Here is a 19551-nt window from a genome sequence, read left to right as displayed (position 1 = left end):
CGGACGAGGTTTCGATGTATGTCATGCACATCGCCCTCGGTGGCTGCATCGCGCAGCCGCCGATACGCTATGGCCTGACCCAGGATACGGGCGGCCACATCGCCTATGTCCTGGGCGCGGCCACGGCACAGGCCTGCCTGTCCGGCATGTCGCGCGTCGATATCCTGACCCGGCTGTTCAACGATCCCGCCCTTGGCCCCGACCATGCCGTCCCCGTGCAGCAGATCGGGCCCAAGTTACGGATCCTGCGGCTGAAAGGCCCGTCGCCCGCCTATCTGACCAAAGAGGCGCTCGAGGCGGAGCTGCCGGCGCTGAGCGATGCCTTTCTGGACCTGCTGTCGCTGTTGCCCCGCAAGCCCGACATCCTGCACTGCCATTTCGCGGATGCCGCCGAACTGGGCCTGGCGGCGCGGGCGCGGTTCGGGATCCCCGTTCTTTACACCCCCCATTCGCTGGCCGTCGACAAGCTGGATTGCATGTCTGCACCAGGTTGCGACGCGCGGCTGGACCGAGAGCGTCGGGCGATCGCCGGGGCCGACGCGATCATCGCCTCGTCGCGCGACGAGGCCGAACGGCAGATCCCGGCCTATGATCCGGACAGCTCCGGGCGGGTCTGGCGGATCAATCCGGGGATCGCCCTGCCGCCCTCGGCCGGTCACGCGCGGGCGGCGGGAATGCTACGCGACGGGCTTGACCGCCCCGAACTGCCCTTTCTGCTGGCCATCGCCCGTCCGGTCGGCAAGAAGAACCTGAGCGGGCTGATGCGGGCCTATCTGTCGTCGCCCGCCTTGCGGGACGCAGCCAATCTGGTGATCCTGGCCGGGCAGGACGGTGCCGAGCCGGAACAGCGTGCGCTGCGCGGCGAACTGGCCCGGATGGCAGGGGCGGCACCGGGCAAGGTGCTGCTGCCCCCCCGCCATGATGCGGCCCTTGTGCCGCAGTTCTATCGTCTGGCCGCCGCACAGGGCGGAGTTTTCGTCAATCCGGCCCTGCACGAACCCTTTGGCCTGACGCTGATCGAGGCCGCGCGGTTCGGCCTGCCGGTGGTCGCCACGCAAAACGGCGGGCCGGTCGATATTCTGGCAACCATCGGTCATGGCTTGGCGATCGATCCCCGGTCCCCTGCCGCCATCGCAAAGGCCTGCCTGCACCTGGTCCGGAACCGCGGCGAATGGGACCGCCTGTCCCGCAATGCCCTGGACCGCCACACCCGCTATGACTGGGGCACCTGGGCTGAACGGGTCTGCACCATCGCCCGGCGCCTGACACGCAAGTCCGCGCCCCTGCGCCCGATGCCCCTGCCCCGCAGCGTTCTGGCCTTTGACATCGACGGGACGCTGACCGGCTGCCCCCGGTCGGTTCCCGCATTCGCCCGATGGGCATCGGAGGCCCCCCGCCGCCGCCAGCATGTGGTGATCGCCACCGGACGGTCCCTGCCCGAGGCGCGGCGCATCCTGGCCGACTGGTCGCTGCCCGAACCCGCCGTCATCATCGCCTCGGTCGGATCCGAGATCTGGCGGGCGAACCGGCGCGGGTCGCTGGCGCCCTGCCGGGATTACGCGGCCTGGATCGGGCAGGACTGGCAGCCCGATGCCATTCGCGGCCTGCTGGCAAGGCTGCCCGTCGCCTGGCAGCCCCGCCACGATCAGCGCCGCTGGAAAATCAGCCTGACCGGCACCGAGGCCGAGGCGAGTCAGATCCGGCAGGCCCTGGACGATGCCGGCCTGCCGGCCCGCGTGATCCCCTCGCACGGGCGCTTTATCGACATCCTGCCCCGGCGCGCGGGCAAGGCCGGCGCCCTTGCCTTCGAGGCCGGGCGCCTGGGCCTGACGCTGGCCGACTGCGTGGCGGCGGGCGACAGCGGCAACGACGCCTGCATGCTGGCCGCCGCGGGACGGGCGATCATCGTGGGCAATGCCTGGGCGGAACTGCGTCTGTGCGATCGGCCCGGCCTTTATCGGGCGGCCCGGGCCCATGCGGCGGGCGTGATCGAGGGTCTGGCCCATTTCGGCCTGGCCGATGCCGATCCGGCCCAGGCCGTTCCGGCGGAATGACCGTGCGGCCCGTCGGATATTTCGTCCATCACCAGGGCCGCGGCCATGCCGAACGCTGCGCCGCCATCGTCAACGCCCTGCCCGCCGCGCGGCCCGTAACGATCTTTTGCGCGCGCGACGACCTCTTTCCGCCGCTGCGCCCCAATGTCCGGGTCTGCCGCATCCCCTCGCTGTTCGAACGGCGCGGCGACGAAGCCGGGGCCATGGACCACATTCCCACGCCGGACACGATGCATTGCGCGCCGCTGGGATGGCCCGGCATCCGCAAGGCCATGGCGATCCTGGCCGACTGGTTCGACCGGGCCGATCCGGCACTGATGATCTGCGACGTGTCGGCCGAGGTGGCGCAGGTCGCGCGGCTCTGTTCGGTTCCCCATGTCAAGGTGCTCCAGCACGGCGACCGGGGCGATCCGGGCCATAGGGCGGCCTATCGCGGCGCGGCGGGTCTGATCGCGCCCTTTGCCGCCGAACTGGCGCAGGACGACTGGCCCGGCTGGATGCGGGACAAGACCCATTGGGCGCCCGGCATCGGCATCGACGCGCGGCTGCCCGACCGCGACACGGCCCGGCAGCGGCTGGGGCTGGACAGGGACATTCCGGTGGCCGTGGTGGTGTCGGGGGCGGGGGGCAACGGTTTCGCCCAGGCGCCCTTGGGGGTGGCCGCGCGGACCTTTCCCGACATGCGGTTTCTGACCATCGGCGACATCGCGCGCGACTGGCACGCGACCGAGCCTGCGAATCTGGTCCATCACGGCTGGGTAGACAATGCCCCGGACTTCATCGCCGCCGCCGATGTCGTGATCGCCTCGACCGGCAACACCACCTGCCAGCAGATCCTGTCAGCGGGCAAGCCGTGGATTGCCGTGCCCGAATGGCGCTATTTCGACGAACAGGTCCGCAAGGCCGTCTGCCTTGACCGGGCCGGGGTGGCCGTGATGCGCCCGCACCTGCCGTCGTCCGCCCATGCCTGGACGGTTGCCCTGGACGAGGCCAAGGCCCGCCACGACCCTGCCCGTCAGGCGGCGATGGTGACGCCCGATGCCGATCGTCACGCCGCGCAGTGGCTCGAGGGGCTGATCGCCCGTCTCTGGCCCGACGATGCGCGGATCACCCCAACCCCGGAACCCGCCATGTCCGATCCGACCTTTCGCACCGTTTCCGCCCTGACCATCGCCCGCGGCCGGGGGGATCACCTGCGAAACCTGATCCGGGGTCTGGTGCAGCAGACCCAGCCGCCCGTCGATCTGGTGATCGGGGTGATGGCGGCGGACCCCTATGCCGACCTGCCCGAGGCGCCCTTTCCCATCCGCCAGATCCTGATCCCCGGCGATGACCTGCCCCTGGCCCGCGCCCGCAACGCCGCGGCGCGCGAGGGGCTGGGCGAGGTTCTGGCCTTTATCGACGTGGACTGCATCCCCGCGCCCACCCTGATCGCCGATTACGCGCAGACCTGCGCCCCCGGCGCGGGCCTGATGATGGGCGAGGTTCTGTATCTGCCCGGTGGCGCGACCGAGGGCGGCATCGACTTCGACCGCTTCGCGCGGATCGCCGTCAAGCATTCCGACCGCGCCGGTCCGCCCGCCCGGCCCGTCGAACGCTGCAACGATTACCGCTGCTTCTGGTCGCTGAACTTTGCGATCCATTCCGACGATTTCGCCCGCTCGGGCGGGTTCGACGACCGATATGTGGGCTATGGCGGCGAGGATACGGATTTCGGCCGTACCCTGGACGCCCTGATGATCCCGATCAACTGGGTGCAGGGCGCGCGGGTGTATCACCAATATCACCCCCATTTCATGCCGCCGGTCCACCACGTCGAATCCGTGGTCCGCAACGCCGAACTGTTCCGCCAGAAATGGGGCCACCGGACCATGGAGCATTGGCTTTACTGCTTTGGCCTGATGGGCCTGATCGAGAACAGGCCCGCCGGGCTGGCGATCCTGGGCGACCCGACCGAGGAGCATCTGGCGCTGTGCCGCCAGCAGTCGGACCAGCCTTATGCCAACACCCGCCGGGTCATCGACCTGCTGAACGAACGGCTGGGCAAGTCCGCGGCACATACGGCCGAACAGCGCCGGATGGTCGATCAGGCGCAGAAATCCATGCTGCTGCCCGCCGCCGAATAACCGCCGACCGCCATGCGTATCGCCCTTCTGGCCCATCTGCGCCATCCCATCGCACCCCCCTTCAAGGGCGGGATGGAGGCGCATTCCTGGCATCTGGCGCGCGGGCTTGCCGCGCGGGGGCATGATGTGACGCTGTTTGCGTCCGGCGACAGCGACGCGGACGCGGGCGCCCTGTGGCCGGTCCTGCCCCATGGCTATGACCGCGATCACGCGCCGGGCACGCCCGCCGTCAACGCCCTGCTGGATGCGGCCCATGCCCGCGTGGCGGCGGCGCTGCTGGACGGCGGGTTCGACGTGATCCACAACAACAGCCTGCACCGCTATCCGCCCCGGCTGTCCCGCGCACACCGCCTGTCCTGCGTGACCTCGCTGCATGTGCCGCCGTTCGACGCGCTGCACCGGGCGGTGCTGGACAGCGCGGCGCCCTGGTCGCGGTTCACCGTGACCTCGGCCCGGCAGATCGCAAGCTGGTGGAACGACGACCCGCCCCCGCAGGCCGCCGTGGTCCACAACGGCATAGATCCGGCGCTGTGGCCGTTTTCGCCCAAGGGCGACGGCAGCGCGGTCTGGGCCGGGCGCATCACGCCCAACAAGGGCGCCCATCTGGCGGTCCGCGCCGCCGCCCTGGCGGGCATTCCCCTGACGCTGTTCGGCGCGGTCGAGGACCAGAACTATTTTGCCGCCCGGATCCTGCCCTTCCTGAACGGCGGCATCCGCTATGGCGGCCATCTGCCGGGGCCGGATCTGGCCCGGGAATTCGGCCGCGCCTCGGTCCTGATGTTCACGCCGCTCTGGGACGAGCCCTTCGGCCTTGCCGCCATCGAGGCGATGTGCTGCGGCCTGCCCGTCGCCGCCCTGGACATGGGCGCCGCGCGCGAGGTGATCGGTCCGGCGGGCCGGTTCGCCGCCCTGGCCGATGCCGAAGGTCTGGCCGATGCCGCCCAAGCGGCGCTGTCGATCCCCAGGGGTATTCCGCGGGAACGGGTTCTGGATCATTTCACCATCGACCGGATGATCGCGGGATACGAACAACAGTACGATGCGGCCATCGCGGGCTTGGCCCAATCCGCCCCGGCGGCGGCCTATCCGACCTGGGATCTGTGCGCGGTCCCGGCCTCGGCCCGCGCGGTCGCCGCATCGTGATCTGCACGATCTGCAAGCCAGGCCTTGTCGCGGCGTCCCTGCGGGCCTAGCAAGGACGCGTCCGGCAACGCGGCGGTCCGTTCCATGCCCCAGTCCAACCCGATGCAGGGCATCCTGCTGAAATGCGCCAGCGTGGCCGTGTTCACGGTCATGGCGGCCATGATCAAGGCCACCTCGGGCGATGCCGCCGTGCCGGCGGGTCAGCAGGTGTTCTTCCGGTCGTTGTTCGCCATCCCGGTGATCCTGGCCTGGCTTGCCCTGCGCGGGCAGTTGCGCACGGGGCTGCGCACCGTGCGGCCCCTGGGCCATGTCTATCGCGGCCTGGTGGGCACGGCGTCGATGGGGCTGAACTTCTGGGCGCTGTCCTTGCTGTCCTTTCCCGAGGCGACGGCCATCGGCTATGCCGCGCCCCTGCTGGTGGTGATCTTTGCGGCGATGTTTCTGGGCGAGGACGTGCGCCTGTTCCGCTTGTCCATGGTCGGCATCGGCCTGACCGGCGTGCTGATCGTGCTGTCGCCGCAACTGCGCGTGGGCGTGGGCGCCGGTCCCGACCCCGCCCGGACGCTGGGCGCGGTGGTGGCCCTGGGCGGGGCGGTGGGCGCGGCGCTTGCCCAGGTCTTCGTGCGCAAGCTGGTGGCCACGGAACAGACCTCGGCCATCGTGTTCTGGTTTTCCGCCACCTCGGCGGTGCTTGGCCTGCTGACCCTGCCCTTTGGCTGGGTCATGCCTGACAGGGCGACGGCGCTGCTGCTGGTGGGCAGCGGCCTTTTGGGGGGACTGGCACAGATCCTGCTGACTTCGGCCTATCGTCATGCCGACGCCTCGCTGGTGGCACCCTTCGAATATGTCTCGATGATCCTGGCTATCGCCATCGGCTGGTATGTCTTTGCCGAAGCGCCGACCCTGGTGGTGCTGGCCGGGGCAAGCCTGGTGATTCTGGCGGGAATCGCGATCATCTGGCGCGAACATCGCCTGGGACTGGAACGCAACCGCCCGCGCAAGGCCATGACCCCGCAGGGTTAGGCGCAGTCCCCGGCGGCGGCTGCTTGCCGGCGATGGAACTGAAGCCCCTGATCCGGCGCTGTATTCGGACGCCCCAATCAGGGGCAGATCGAATCTTTGGGGGATTTTCCGATGGTCAGGAAGACGCTTCTGGCAGCCGTTGCCGCCGCAGCCCTGGCGGCGCCCGTGCAGGCGCAGGATCTGGGCGATATCGTGACGGGCGTGGCGCAGGAATATCTGCGCCAGGAACAGGACCGCGCCACCTTTGCCCAGGCGCAGCAGGCGGGCACCCTGCGCGCCTATCAGTCCTATCTGCAACAGTTCCCGCAAGGCATCTATGCCGCCGAGGCGCGCCAGCAGATCCAGCGGCTGGGCGGCAGGACAACCGCCGCCGCGCCGGCCAATCCCTATGGCGGCGGCGGTGTCGACCTGACGCGCGACCAGCGGCTGGTGGTGCAGCGGCGGCTGAACGCGCTCGGCTACACCACCGGCGGCATCGACGCCAGTTTCGGTCCCAGCACGCGGCGCGCCATCGGGCTGTGGCAGCGCGACCGGGGCTATACCCAGACCGGCGTGCTGAACCGCGCCCAGGCCAACGAGCTGCTGCGCGGAACGGCCGCGGCGGCACCGGCGGCAGGCACCGCGACCGCCGGACAGCCGGCCGCCGCCACCTCGGTGGCAAGCGCCGCGCAGGCCGAGGCAAACCTGCGGCTGTCGCGCCAGCAGCGTCTGGCCATCCAGGCCGGGCTGACGCGGCGCGGCTTTGATACGCGGGGTGTGGACGGCATCTTCGGTCGCGGCACACGGGGCGCCATCTCCGGCTGGCAGCGGGCCAACGATGCCCCGGCCACCGGCTATCTGACGGCGGCGCAGGCCCAGCGGCTGAGCCGCTGACGGTTGACGCGGTCTGTTCCGGCAGATGCAGGACGACAGGGACATCACCTGCGGCGACATCGTCAAGGGCGTGTCGCCGGAAGACAAGGGCGCCCAGGTCTTTCGCGCCATCCTTGACCTGGCCTCAGGGCAAAGGGCCAAATCCGAGGATCTGGGATAGGGGCGGCACGAAATCCTGCCCTGGCAGATCGGCGCGGTGATGTGACGATTCGTCTTTTTGCTGGACGATGACGCCCCGGTGATGACAGGTTCGGCCTGTTCGACAGGCGCGCGCGATGGATCGGGCGCGCATAGGGGAGGTTGAAAAGACCAATGAAGCAGACCTTTTTCGCCGGGCTGATCGCAGCCGCTCTGGCGGTTCCGGCCATGGCCGAGGATTACACCATCATCGCCCCGGCCGCCCCCGGCGGCGGATGGGACCAGACCGCCCGCACCATGCAGGAGGCCCTGCAGGCCGAAGGGATCTCGGAGTCCGTGCAGGTCCAGAACGTTCCGGGCGCGGGCGGCACCGTGGGCCTGGCGCAGTTCGCCGCCAATGCCCAGGGCCAGCCGGACCAGTTGATCGTCGGCGGCTATGTCATGGTGGGGGCGATCCTGACCAACAAGTCGCCCGTGTCGCTGGCAGACGTGACCCCCATCGCCCGCCTGACCGGCGAATACGAGGCGATCGTGGTCCCTGTCGCATCCGAGATCCAGGACATCGGCCAACTAGTCGAGATGCTCAAGGCCGATCCGGGCGCCGTCAGTTGGGCGGGCGGATCGGCGGGCGGGGCCGACCACATCGCCGTGGGCCTGATCGCCAAGGCGGCGGGGGTCGATCCCACCAAGATCAACTACATCGCCTTTTCCGGCGGTGGCGAGGCCCTGGCCGCAATCCTGGGCTCGCAGGTGACGGCGGGCATTTCCTCGCTGGGCGAATTCAAGGCGCAGGCCGACGCGGGCACACTGCGCATCCTGGCCGTATCCTCGGGCGAGCGGATCGAGGGCGTGGACGCGCCGACCCTGAAAGAGGCCGGTCTGGACGTCGAAATGCAGAACTGGCGCATGGTCGCCGCCGCGCCGGGCATCACCGACGACCAGAAGGCAGCCATCACGGCCGACATCGAACGGATGGTCCAGTCCCCGACCTGGCAGGACGCCCTGGCCGCGCGCGGCTGGGCCGATACCTATCTGTCGGGCGCCGATTTCCAGACCCAACTGGACCAGGACATCGCCGCCACCCAAGCCGTCTTGCAGGACATCGGTCTGGTGGAATGACCCGGCCGGCACCCCGGACGCGTCGCCCCGACGGGGCGACGCTGATCGTGGCCCTGATCCTGGCAGCGGTGGCCGTCGTGATCTGGCGGGATGCGGCGCGCCTTCCCCAGGCGGGCGGCTATGCCGGGGTCGGCCCCGCCGACGTGCCCCGCTGGATCGCCCTGGGCCTGGGCGCGCTGTCGCTCTGGTCGGCGGTCGAGGCGTTCCGGCAGGGCCGGGCCGCGCGCGAACCGCAGAACACGGGTCCGATCCTGTGGATCGTGGGCGGGCTTGCCGCGCAGCTTGCGCTGCTGGCCACGGCGGGGTTTTCGATTGCCACCGGCCTGCTGTTCGCGGCCACCGCCCGCGCCTTCGGCAAACGCAACCTGGCGCTGACCGTGCCGCTGGGCATCGCCTTCGCCCTGATGGTCTATCTGGTCTTTGCGGGCCTGCTGCAACTGGCCCTGCCCGCCGGACCGCTGGAGCGGCTGGTCTGGTCGCTGCTAAGGGGGGCGCCGGAATGAATACCTTCGATTTCCTGATGCAGGGGCTTTCGGTCGCCCTCGACCCGGCGATGCTGCTTTACGCCCTGATCGGCGTCACGCTGGGCACCGCCGTGGGCGTGTTGCCGGGCATCGGCCCGGCGCTGACGGTGGCGCTGCTGCTGCCCGTGACCTACGGGCTTGATCCGGCGGGATCGCTGATCATGTTCGCGGGCATCTATTACGGCGGCATGTATGGCGGATCGACGACCTCGATCCTGCTGAACACGCCGGGCGAAAGCGCCTCGATCGTCACGGCGCTTGAAGGCAACAAGATGGCCCGTGCCGGCCGGGGCGGCCCTGCCCTGGCGACCGCCGCCATCGGATCGTTCGTCGCGGGGCTTGTGGCCACGATCCTGCTGGCGCTGGTTGCGCCCACGGTGGTGAAACTGGCCCTGGTCTTTGGACCGCGCGACTATTTCGCGCTGATGGTCCTGGCCTTTGTCACCGTGTCCTCGGCCTTTGGCGACAGCGCCCGCAAGGGGTTGATCTCGCTGTTCGTGGGGCTGTCGCTGGCGCTTGTGGGGATCGACCAGTTGACCGGACAGGCGCGTCTGTCGTTCGGCGTGCCGCAGCTTCTGGACGGGGTCGAGGTGACGACGCTTGCCGTCGCCCTGTTCGCCGTGGGCGAGGCACTGTTCATCGCAGGCCGCCGCAGCGCCGCCGATGACCAGGTGATCGCCGTCAAGGGATCGGTCTGGATGACGGCGCGCGACTGGTCGCGGTCCTGGAAACCCTGGCTGCGCGGCACGGCGATCGGCTTTCCGATCGGCGCCATGCCGGCCGGCGGCGCCGACATCGCCACATTCCTGTCCTATGCCGCCGAAAAGCGCGCAAGCCCGCACCCCGAGGAATTCGGCCATGGCGCCATCGAGGGCGTGGCAGGTCCCGAGGCGGCCAACAACGCCAGTGCGGCGGGCACGCTGGTGCCGCTTTTGACCCTTGGCCTGCCCACCACGGCCACGGCGGCGATCATGCTGGCGGGGTTCCAGCAATTCGGCCTGCAACCGGGACCGCTGCTGTTTGCAACCAACCCGCAGCTTGTCTGGGGCCTGATCGCATCGCTGCTGATCGCCAACCTGATGCTGCTGGTGCTGAACCTGCCGCTGATCGGGCTGTGGGTGCGGCTGCTGACCATCCCGCGCCCCTGGCTGTATGCGGGTATTCTGGTCTTTGCGACGCTGGGAACGATCGGGGCCAATCCGTCCCCGGTGGAATTGTCGATGCTGCTGATCTTTGGCGTCATGGGCTATGGGATGCGGCTTTACGGCTATCCCATCGCCCCGGTGGTGGTGGGCCTGATCCTGGGTCCGATGGCCGAACAGCAGTTGCGCCGGGCCCTGTCGATCAGCCAGGGCGACCTGACCACGCTGGTCGCCTCGCCGGTCGCGGCCACGCTGCTGGCTCTGGCGGCGCTTGCGCTGATCGTGCCGCTGATCCTGCGGGCGCGCGGCAAGGGCGCCGTGCTGAGCCAGCTTGCCTCGGACGAGGACTGACCCCCCTGCCCCCCGTCCGCCGGGCTTTTTCCGGCTGCGCCCATGCAGTCCGCGCATATCCGGTCTGAGCCGGTGCCGCGTTGCGGCGCAACACCCCGGGCCCCATCTCTTGCCTGTCACACAGCGACAGAAAGAGAGCCCTATCATGACCGTCCTCCGCACCGTTCTGAACCGCATCGGGGCGTTTCTGGACGTGATGGATGCCGCCATCTCGGCTGCGGCCGCCATTCGCGCGCATCATGCCCCGGCGGCTGGCGACCTGCGCCGTCTGGGGATCACGCCGACCTGCGCCACCCTTCAGGCGCTGTCCAGGGCCTGACCGCTAGGACGGTTCGATCCGCAATCTGGTGATGCCCGGATGGCCGCGCATCACCGCCTGCCGCAGCCGGACCGCCAGATGCGTGCGCAGATAGGCGGCATGGAACCGGCTGGGCGCGATCAGCGTCAGGCAATCGCCCTCCACCCCCCCGTCCGCCAGGGGGGCGAACCAAGCCTCGAACAGCGTTGCGTCCTCGGCCGCAAGGCGGACGCGGGCAAGGCCCCAGACACTGCCGTCCGCGGTGATGTCTGAACGGCGAAAGGGTATAACCGTGCGATCGGGGCCGGGCGCCGGGTCGCCGCCGCCGGTCAGCCGGGCGACGTAATCGGGTCCGATATTGGCCCAGGCAGGCCGCGTGTCGGCCAAGATCCGATCCAGATCCAGCCCCAGGACCGACACCCTGCCCCGCGCGCCCTGCCGCTTGACAACCACCCAGCCGCAGGCGCGCAGCCGCGCCATGTCACGTTTGACCGTGCGTTCGTCCACGCACCACAGTCGTGCGATCTCGCGCTGCGCCACGCTCAGATCGTTGTTCTGCCAGTTGTATCGGGTGGTTATCAGCGCCATCAGCCGCAGCACCAGCCGCTGTTCCGCAGCACCCCCGGCCAGGGCATGGGCCATCATCGCCGACAGGATATCGTATTTCTTCGCGGCCGCGAGGCGGCCGCCGGCCCTGAACCGCTGCATCTGCTCGTCCTGCCCTTTCCGCTGTTGCGGCATTCGATCTTTCCGACCCTACTGGAACGCTTTTCGGCGTCTTTCCGCCATTAGCGTCCGGGGCCACGATCCTGTCAAGCGATTCGATGGAATGGGCGAAGCCACCGTATTACTGCGGCATAAAAAACGGTATCACTGGTATTGGAGGACTCCTTGGGCGTCCCCTATTAGGAAGGAAATGTCCCCCAATCTGCGGTAGCGCTCCCTGGCATGTCCCCCAGTTCTTGTGCTCTAGCGGAAGCGGTCTGCGTGCCACCCGGAATGGCATGAAATCCAGACGCACGGATGCTGCGGATATTTCTTATCTAAATCCGTCTTTACCAGATATGCAAATCCGGCGTAAAATCCATGGTGTCCCAATTTAGCGTCCATGCAAAGGCCCCGGATGTACACCCATCAAGACCTTTCCCGTCTCCAGTCCCAGTCGCTCAAGATGCAGGGCTGGATCCGACGGCAGACCTTCAGCCCCGACAACGAAAAGACCCTGCGCCGCTTTTCAAGCTGGGAGGTGGCCGAGCTGATATTCCGGATGAATCAGTCCACCTTCAGGGGCAAGCTTGCGGCCGATCCGAACCTTCCCCTCGGGGAAGTCGAGGAGGACGGACGGCAGCGGTGGTTTTCCCTGGACGAGATCAACGAGCTGCGCCGCCGCATCAAGGTCAACAAGCGTTCGCTGATGCCGCCCCGCCCCGCGAACCGCCGTGCCTTCCGCGCGGCCATCGCCAATTTCAAGGGCGGCGCGGGCAAATCGACGGTGGCGCTGCACTTTGCCCATGCCGCTGCGCTTGACGGGTATCGGGTTCTGGTGGTGGATTTCGATCCCCAGGCCACGCTGTCGCATTCCATGGGCCTCAATGACGTGGGAGAGGATCATACCGTCTGGGGCATCATGGCCCGCGATCTGGAACGCGAAACCGACCGGATGAACACCGCCGCCGCCGGGGCCGAGAGCGGCACCGCCCTGCCCCGGCGCAAGCTGCCGGCCTCGATCCGGGACATGGGCCTCGGGTCGTTGCGTCCGGGCGACTTCATCAAGCCGACAGCCTGGCCCACCATCGATATCGTGCCAAGCTGCGCCAACGCCGCCTTTGTCGAATTCGCCAGTGCCCAGTACCGCCACCTCAATCCCGAATGGACCTTTTTCGGTGCGGTCTCGCGCTTTCTGGATTCGCTGACGGACGATGCCTATGACCTGATCCTGTTCGATTGCCCACCGGCCATCGGCTATCAGTCCATGAACGCGGTCTTTGCGGCCGACATGCTGTATATCCCCTCTGGTCCCGGCTATTGGGAATACGATTCGACCACCAGCTTCATCGGCCAGCTTGCCGAGGCGCTCGAGGATCTCTCGCACGGGTTCGAAAACTTCCCCACGGGGAAGATCGCGCTGCCCAAGGCCTTTGCCGACATCCGCTTTCTGATGACCCGGTTCGAACCGTCTAACGATCTGCATCAGGCCATGCTGGGCGCGTTCCGCCAGGTGTTCGACGGGCGCATGGCCCAGCATCCGATCGAGCTGACCCGTGCGGTTGAACAGTCGGGCCGTTTTCTCAGTTCCATCTACGAGATCGATTATCGGGAAATGACCAGGGGGACGTGGCGCCGGGCGCGTGCCACCTTTGATCAGGCCTATGAGGAATTCCGGTCGCATGTTCTGGCGGCCTGGACCACGCTGGAGGACAAGGCATGAGCCGCAAGCGTCGCATGTTCGATATTGAAATTCCTGCCGGGGAACCCGAGGTCTTCCCCGCGGGGAAGGACGAATCCGCCCCGCAGCGCCGCGGACCGATGGCCACGGCGATCACGGAAACCGCCGAATCCAGCCGCGAACGCGCCCAGGTCGAGGCCCAGATCCGCGCCGAAAACGATGCCCTGGCGCAAGAGCATGTGCGGCTGAAGCGTGCCGGGCTGATCGTCGATCTGATCGCGCTGGATTCGATCGACACGCACAAGCTGATCCGCGACCGGGCGCCCGCGGCGGATTTCGAACTGGCCGAACTGGTCCAGTCGATCCGCGACATCGGCTTGTCGAACCCGATCCGGGTCGAACAGGGCAGGGACGGGCGGTACGAGCTGATCCAGGGATGGCGCCGGCTGTCGGCCTATCGCGAATTGCTCAAGGAAACCGGCGACGCGGAAACCTGGGGCCGGATTCCGGCGGGGATCGTGGCGCGCGGGGATGCGCTGGAACAGCTTTACCGCCGGATGGTGGACGAAAACATGGTCCGCAAGGACATCTCGTTCGCCGAGATGGCCCAGCTCGCGCTGCATTATGCGATGGATCCCCATACGGCCGAACACGACCCTGATCGCGCAGTGGCGATTTTGTTCAAATCGGCAGGTTATCAAAAGCGCAGTTATATACGCAATTTTATTCCAGTAGTGCAGGCATTGGGCGAGGTGCTGTTCTATCCGCAGGAAATTCCGCGTGCGCTTGGTCTGGCCCTGTCGCAGCGGCTGTCCGAGATCCCGGGCCTGGCCACGGCCATCGCCGGCGAGTTTCGCAACTGGGACACGCGGTCCATCAAGGACGAGATGGATGTTCTGCGGCGCTATGCGGGGCAGGGGGGTGATGCGGGGGACGGGGCCGACGAACCCGTCCGGCCCGGTGCGGCGCCGCTGCGCGAGGGCAGGGCAAAGACCACCTTTCAACTGGCGCGTCCGCAAGGCCAGGCGAAATGCGTCGCCGCCAATGGCCGGCTGGAGATCCGCCTGCCGCGCGATTTCTCGGCCATCGACCGGCGCAAGCTGGAAATGGCCGTGGCCTCGCTGCTGGACCAGATCGAAGGGTGACGGAAAAGGGCCTGCCCCCCAAGGGGCAGGCCCGTCCAGAGGCGGGAAAGCCGACCGGGATCAGGCGGGGGCCAGGTGCACCCTGTCGCGCGCGCGGCTGTTGCTAAGGGCAAAGACCAGCATCGCACCTGCCGAAACGGCGGCGGGGATCGCGAAGATCAGAAAGTTCTGGCCCAGCGGCAGTTCGCGCGCCAGCAGCACCCCGCCCAGTGTCGGGCCGACGATGGCGCCGATCCGGCCCACGCCCGAAGCCCAGCCGAGTCCCGCCCCGCGCACCGACAGGTTGTAAAGCTGCGCCACGCTGGCATAGAGCAGGATCTGCGTGCCGATGGTGGTGGCACCCGCGACAAAGACCAGCAGGAACAGCAGGCCGGGGGCAGGGTTCGCGCCGATCAGGGCGATGGACAGCGCCGCCGCCAGGAAAAAGCCCACGACAACCCTGGGCAGGCCGAAGCGGTCGCCCATCCGGCCGCCGAGAATCGCCCCCGCCATGCCGCCGAAGTTCAGTGAGAACAGCGACAAAAGGCTGGCACGTTCGGCATAGCCCGCCTCTTGCAGCACCTTGGGCAGCCACGAGGACAGCAGATAAACCAGCAGCAGGCAGCAGAAGAACGACACCCACAGCATGGTCGTGCGCAGGCTGCGGCCGTGACGGAACAGTTCCGCGACCGAGGCCCTGGCGCCCTTGGTTTCGGTAAAGACCAGACGGTCATCGGGGCCCAGGATCGTGCCGGGATCGACCTTGGCAAAGATGCGCTTCGCCTCGTCCTGCTTGCCCTGACCGATCAGGAAGCCCAGCGATTCGGGCAGCTTCCACAGGATCAGCGGCAGCATCAGCAGCGGGATCGCGGCGGCAAAGAACATGGGCTGCCAGCCAAAGCCGGGGATGATGCCGATGCCCAGGCCCGCCGCCAGCATCCCGCCGATGGAATATCCCGAAAACATCAGGGCGACCATGGTGCCGCGCAGACGTTTTGGCGCATATTCGTTCATCAAGGCGACCGCGTTGGGCATCAGCCCGCCGCAGCCCAGGCCCGCGATGAAACGCAGCACCTTGAACTGTTCGGGGGTGTTGGCGAAACCCGTCAGCGTGGTGGCGGTGGTGAACAGCACAAAGCTGATCGCCACGCCCTTCTTGCGTCCGATCCGGTCGGCCAGCGGTCCCAGGATCAGCGCGCCGAACATCATTCCGAACAGCGCCCAGGCCTGCAGCGCGCCGGCCTGCGGCTTGGTCAGGCCCCATTCCGCGATCAGCGTCGGCAGCACGGTTCCCGCCACGAAAACGTCGTATCCGTCCACGATCAGCAGCGCGCCGCACAGCGCCACCACCATCCACTGGAATCGTCCGAACGGGCTTTGGTCTATCGCCTCGCCCACCTCGATGTTGCGCATTCCTTCTCTCCTCCCTGTTGTGTTGAAATGACGATCAGACCGTGTCGCGCCGGGCGGCATTCATCCGTTGTCGCCCCCGGCGACGGGCAGAACGGCGGCGGTGATGTAGGACGCCTCGTCTGAGGCCAAAAACAGGATCGGCGCGGCCTGTTCGTCGATGGTGCCATAGCGTTTCATGAAGGCCGACTGCTTCACCTGGTCCACGACCTCGGCCATCCATTGCCGTTCGTCGGGGCTCTCGCCTTCGGCGTTGCGGGGCACGCGGCGGGGCGGGGCCTCGGTGCCGCCCGGGGCGGTGGCCACGACGCGGATGTTGTGCGGCGCCAGTTCCATGGCCAGCGACTGCGTGATGGCGTTCACGCCGCCCTTGGCCGCCGAATAGGGCACGCGGTGGATGCCGCGGGTGGCGTTCGACGACACGTTGACGATGGTGCCGCCACCGCGCGCCAGCAGATGCGGCAGCACCGCATGGCAACCGTACAGGGTCGGCATCAGCGATCGGCGGATCTCGGCGTCGATCTGGGCGGGACCGAATTCGGCAAAGGGCCGCATCCGGATCGCGCCGCCGACATTGTTGATGAGGATGTCGATATGGCCAAAGACCTTGACGGCCTGTCGCATGGCCGCGTCGGCGCCATCCCAGGTTTCCAGATCGGCGACAAAGGCCGCCGCGCCACCTCCGGCCTCGGCGGCCACATCCGCTACGAAATCGGCGCGGTCCACCAGCATCACGCGGCCGCCCTCGGCCGCCGCGCGCAGGGCCACGGCGCGGCCGATCCCCTGCGCGGCCCCGGTCACGACCAGAACCTTGCCCGTAAAGCGGCCGGCAAAGACCGCACCCCCCAAAGCGGACCCGGTCATGCGGTGGCCTTCAGCGGCGCATTGGGCGTGAACTTCTCGTAATGGAAGCTGGCCGGGCGGATGGCGTTCTCGTCCAGGTAATGGCGCACGGCATCGACCATCTGCGGGGGGCCGCACAGATAGACATCGACCTCGCCGGCGGTCAGCATGTCCTCGGGCATGTGCTGGGTGACCCATCCCTTGCGCGGGTGATCCGATGCGGGATCGGCGACCACCGTGGCGAAGGTGAAATTCGGCAATCGGCTGGCATAGGCCGCGATCTGATCGACCAGAACCAGATCCAGATCCCGTGTCACGCCATAGATCAGGTGGATGTGACGGCGCGATCCGGCGCGGGCCAGAACCTCCAGCATCGACAGAAAGGGCGCAAGCCCGGTGCCGCCCGCCAGAAACAGCAGCGGGCCGTCGCCGTCGCGCAGATAGAAACTGCCCATCGGCCCGGTCAGGTCCAGCCGGTCGCCCGGCCTGGCGCGGGCCAGCCAGCCGCTCATCAGCCCGTCGGGGATCTTCTTGATCAGAAAGCCCAGGCTGCGGTCGCCCGGCGCCGTGCTGAAGGAATAGGACCGGTGGTCGCCGCTGCCGGGCACGCCGATGTTGACATACTGGCCGGGCAGGAAGGCGGGCGCAGCCCCTTCGTTCACAGCCAGTTCCAGGACCACGGCGGCGTCGTGATGCGGTTCGATCCGCGTCACGGTGGCGGCAAAGACCTGCTGGCCCGTCTTGCAGGATGTGGCCGTCACCGGCACCGACAGCACGCAATCCGAGGACGGCACCATCTGGCAGGTCAGGACCAGGCCCTGGGCGGCCTCGTCCCCGGTCAGGGCGTCGTCGATATAGTCTTCGCCCAGATCATAGGACCCGCTTTCGGCGCGGCATTTGCAGGTGCCGCAAACGCCGTCCGAACAGTCCATCGGCAGGTTGATCTTGTTGCGGAACGCCGCATCGAGAACCTTTTCTCCGGGCTTGCAGTCGACGAAGCGGGTGACCCCGTCCTCGAAATTCAGTGCGATCGTGTAGCACATGGTCGCCTCCTCCTTGCGGTTGTGCGGGGTCACTGGCGGCCGTCAGACGTGATAGACGTCGATGACCTGGCGGATGTAGTCGTTCTTCAGGACGATCTTCTTGGCGGCGATGCGCAGTCCTTCGCCGTCCTGGCGCAGGGTCACGAACATGGTTCCGAAGAACTGGTCCGTGGTCTTGTAGCGGTGGTTCAGCGTGTGGAAGTTGTAGCGCACGTCCACCTCGGTTCCCCGGTCCTCGACCACCTCGACGTTCGACACCGTGTGGCTGGTGCGCGGCTCGGGCGTGGACGCGCCCGACCGTTCGGTCTTGATGCGGAACACCCGGTCCTCGAGCCCCTCGCGGTTGGGATAATACATCAGCGAGATTTCGGACTGCGGGTCATCGGTGGTCAGGTCGTTGTCGTCCCAGGCCGGCATCCAGTAGGACGCATCCGGCGCATAGCAGGTCAGCCATTCGTCCCACTGACGATCGTCCAGCAGGCGCGCCTCGCGATACAGAAAGGCGCAGATGGTGCGATAGTCGATGGCTGCGGGGGTGTGATCCAGGCTCATGCCGCTTCTCCTGCCTTGATGCCTGCCTTTTCGGTGGCGAGCGCCTGGCGCATGGCCTTGGCCCAGTATTCGTGCTGGCAGACGAACAGGCCCTCGTCCTCGCTGCGTTCGCCCGACAGAAGCGGGTTCAGACCCATGCGGCGGGCATTGTCATCGGGGCCCTGGATCCACAGGGGGGCGCCGCGCGACATGTCGTTCCACAGGGGCGCGGCATAGGCGGTCTGGCAGGCCCGGAATTCTTCCAGGTCGTCGGAGGTGCCCATGCCCGAGACGTTGAAGAAATCCTCGTACTGGCGGATGCGGGTGGTGCGGTCCTCGGCGGATTCGTTCCGGGGGGCAAAGCAGAAGATGGTGACTTCGGTCTTGTCCACCGCCAGGGGCCGGACGACGCGGATCTGGGTGCTGAACTGGTCCATCAGGAACACGTTCGGATAGATGCCCAGGTTGCGGGTCTGGTTGACGATGAAGCCGGCCTTTTCCTCGCCCAGCCGGGATACCAGCTCGTCGCGGCGGTTCCAGACGGGACGCACCTCGGGGTTGCGGGTGTTGGTCCACAGCAGGATGTGGCCGTTCTCGAAGCCATAAACACCGGCGACCGACTTGGACCAACTGTTCGCATCGACCGCCTTGGTGCCGGTTTCGCTGCGCCGTTCCATGGTGGTGGCATAGTTCCAATGGACCGAGCTGACGTGATAGCCGTCGCAGCCGTTTTCCATCTGCAACTTCCAGTTGCCATCATAGATATAGGACGAATTGCCGCGCAGAACCTCCAGCCCCTCGGGGGCCTGATCGACGATCTGGTCGATGATGAGGGTGGTTTCGCCCAGGAACTCCGTTAGCGGCGTCACGTCGGGGTTCAGGCTGCCGAACAGGAAGCCGCGATAGCTCTCGAACCGGGCCACGCGGGTCAGGTCGTGCGAGCCGTCCTGGTTGAACTGGTCGGGATACTGGGTGGTCTTGGCGTCCTTGACCTTCAGAAGCTTGCCGGTATTGGAAAAGGTCCAGCCGTGGAACGGACAGGTGAAGCTGCCCTTGTTGCCCTGCTTGCGGCGGCACAGCATCGCCCCCTTGTGGGCGCAGGCGTTGATGACGGCGTTCAGGGTGCCGGACTTGTCGCGGGTGATGACGATCGGCTGGCGGCCGATCCAGGTGGTGTAATAGTCGTTCACTTCCGGGATCTGGCTTTCATGCGCCAGATAGACCCAGTTGCCCTCGAAGATGTGCTTCATTTCCAGTGCGAACAGATCTTCGTCGGTGAAGATGTCGCGGCGGCAGCGGAACTGGCCGGCCTCAGCGTCGTCCTGCACGGCGTTTGCCAGCAACTGCTCCAGGTCGCGGGCCTTTTCGATGATCGCGGACATGCGTGTCTCCTCCCCAGGGGCGGCGCCTTGGCGGCCGGCCC

18 protein-coding genes are annotated in these 19551 nt (G+C 67.5%); 12 read left to right on the top strand and 6 right to left on the bottom strand.

What is annotated here, in order from left to right; genetic code table 11:
• The first annotated feature begins 14 nt into the window (after positions 1-14).
• The 10 genes from EYE42_RS11645 to EYE42_RS16015 all read left to right on the top strand — a co-directional run bounded on the left by EYE42_RS11645 (position 15) and on the right by EYE42_RS16015 (position 10812).
• Positions 15-2054, top strand: coding sequence for an HAD family hydrolase (locus EYE42_RS11645; RefSeq protein ID WP_130991503.1), 2040 nt, complete (start codon positions 15-17; stop codon positions 2052-2054).
• Entirely contained in the window at positions 2051-4180 is a 2130-nt protein-coding gene (locus EYE42_RS16375; protein ID WP_130991502.1) for a galactosyltransferase-related protein, read from the top strand. Before EYE42_RS11645 ends, EYE42_RS16375 begins: the two co-directional genes overlap by 4 nt.
• A 12-nt stretch (positions 4181-4192) precedes the next feature.
• Complete coding sequence (locus EYE42_RS11635; RefSeq protein ID WP_130991501.1) at positions 4193-5323, top strand: glycosyltransferase; 1131 nt, start codon at positions 4193-4195, stop codon at positions 5321-5323.
• Between the two features lie 84 nt (positions 5324-5407).
• On the top strand, positions 5408-6346 hold the full coding sequence (locus EYE42_RS11630) for a DMT family transporter (RefSeq protein WP_130991500.1): 939 nt from the start codon (positions 5408-5410) through the stop codon (positions 6344-6346).
• A gap of 111 nt (positions 6347-6457) precedes the next feature.
• Positions 6458-7219 carry a peptidoglycan-binding domain-containing protein gene (locus EYE42_RS11625; protein WP_130991499.1) on the top strand — a complete coding sequence of 254 codons (762 nt, stop codon included), beginning with the start codon at positions 6458-6460 and terminating at the stop codon, positions 7217-7219.
• A 25-nt stretch (positions 7220-7244) separates the two neighbouring features.
• Positions 7245-7379: a UxaA family hydrolase gene (locus EYE42_RS11620; RefSeq protein WP_130991498.1), complete on the top strand. Its 135-nt coding sequence runs from the start codon at positions 7245-7247 to the stop codon at positions 7377-7379.
• A 152-nt stretch (positions 7380-7531) separates the two neighbouring features.
• The gene (locus tag EYE42_RS11615) at positions 7532-8476 is read left to right on the top strand and encodes a tripartite tricarboxylate transporter substrate binding protein (protein WP_130991497.1); all 945 of its coding nucleotides are present in this window, start codon (positions 7532-7534) and stop codon (positions 8474-8476) included.
• Positions 8473-8979: a tripartite tricarboxylate transporter TctB family protein gene (locus tag EYE42_RS11610; protein ID WP_130991496.1), complete on the top strand. Its 507-nt coding sequence runs from the start codon at positions 8473-8475 to the stop codon at positions 8977-8979. Before EYE42_RS11615 ends, EYE42_RS11610 begins: the two co-directional genes overlap by 4 nt.
• Complete coding sequence (locus EYE42_RS11605; protein WP_130991495.1) at positions 8976-10493, top strand: tripartite tricarboxylate transporter permease; 1518 nt, start codon at positions 8976-8978, stop codon at positions 10491-10493. Before EYE42_RS11610 ends, EYE42_RS11605 begins: the two co-directional genes overlap by 4 nt.
• A gap of 145 nt (positions 10494-10638) precedes the next feature.
• On the top strand, positions 10639-10812 hold the full coding sequence (locus EYE42_RS16015) for a hypothetical protein (RefSeq protein WP_165455776.1): 174 nt from the start codon (positions 10639-10641) through the stop codon (positions 10810-10812).
• 3 nt (positions 10813-10815) lie between these two features.
• Here EYE42_RS16015 and EYE42_RS11600 read toward each other — a convergent pair whose 3' ends face one another.
• Complete coding sequence (locus EYE42_RS11600; RefSeq protein WP_130991494.1) at positions 10816-11499, bottom strand: DnaA N-terminal domain-containing protein; 684 nt, start codon at positions 11497-11499, stop codon at positions 10816-10818.
• 415 nt (positions 11500-11914) lie between these two features.
• Here EYE42_RS11600 and EYE42_RS11595 point away from each other — a divergent pair, with 415 nt between their 5' ends.
• Both EYE42_RS11595 and EYE42_RS11590 read left to right on the top strand, forming a co-directional pair.
• Complete coding sequence (locus EYE42_RS11595) at positions 11915-13219, top strand: AAA family ATPase (RefSeq protein WP_130991493.1); 1305 nt, start codon at positions 11915-11917, stop codon at positions 13217-13219.
• On the top strand, positions 13216-14322 hold the full coding sequence (locus EYE42_RS11590) for a ParB/RepB/Spo0J family partition protein (protein WP_130991492.1): 1107 nt from the start codon (positions 13216-13218) through the stop codon (positions 14320-14322). Before EYE42_RS11595 ends, EYE42_RS11590 begins: the two co-directional genes overlap by 4 nt.
• Positions 14323-14382: 60 nt before the next feature.
• Here the strand turns inward: EYE42_RS11590 and EYE42_RS11585 are convergent, their stop codons facing one another.
• From EYE42_RS11585 to EYE42_RS11565, 5 genes are read right to left on the bottom strand one after another with little or no spacing between them, the layout of a single operon-like run.
• Positions 14383-15714 (bottom strand): MFS transporter, encoded by a 1332-nt coding sequence (locus tag EYE42_RS11585; protein WP_130991491.1) that lies wholly within the window; start codon positions 15712-15714, stop codon positions 14383-14385.
• 60 nt (positions 15715-15774) lie between these two features.
• Positions 15775-16575, bottom strand: coding sequence for a benzoate diol dehydrogenase BenD (benD, locus tag EYE42_RS11580; RefSeq protein WP_130991490.1), 801 nt, complete (start codon positions 16573-16575; stop codon positions 15775-15777).
• Positions 16572-17597, bottom strand: a complete 1026-nt coding sequence (gene benC / locus EYE42_RS11575; RefSeq protein ID WP_130991489.1) for a benzoate 1,2-dioxygenase electron transfer component BenC — start codon at positions 17595-17597, stop codon at positions 16572-16574. The genes benD and benC overlap by 4 nt, the downstream gene beginning before the upstream one ends.
• A gap of 42 nt (positions 17598-17639) precedes the next feature.
• Positions 17640-18149 carry a benzoate 1,2-dioxygenase small subunit gene (gene benB, locus EYE42_RS11570; protein WP_130991488.1) on the bottom strand — a complete coding sequence of 170 codons (510 nt, stop codon included), beginning with the start codon at positions 18147-18149 and terminating at the stop codon, positions 17640-17642.
• A complete protein-coding gene (locus EYE42_RS11565; protein ID WP_130991487.1) occupies positions 18146-19510 on the bottom strand; it encodes an SRPBCC family protein in 1365 nt (454 codons plus the stop codon). The genes benB and EYE42_RS11565 overlap by 4 nt, the downstream gene beginning before the upstream one ends.
• Positions 19511-19551 lie beyond the last annotated feature (41 nt).

Origin of the sequence: Paracoccus subflavus (assembly GCF_004310345.1) — a bacterium.
GTDB classification, from domain to species: domain Bacteria; phylum Pseudomonadota; class Alphaproteobacteria; order Rhodobacterales; family Rhodobacteraceae; genus Paracoccus; species Paracoccus subflavus.
This window is presented reverse-complemented; position numbering and strand designations above follow the sequence as displayed.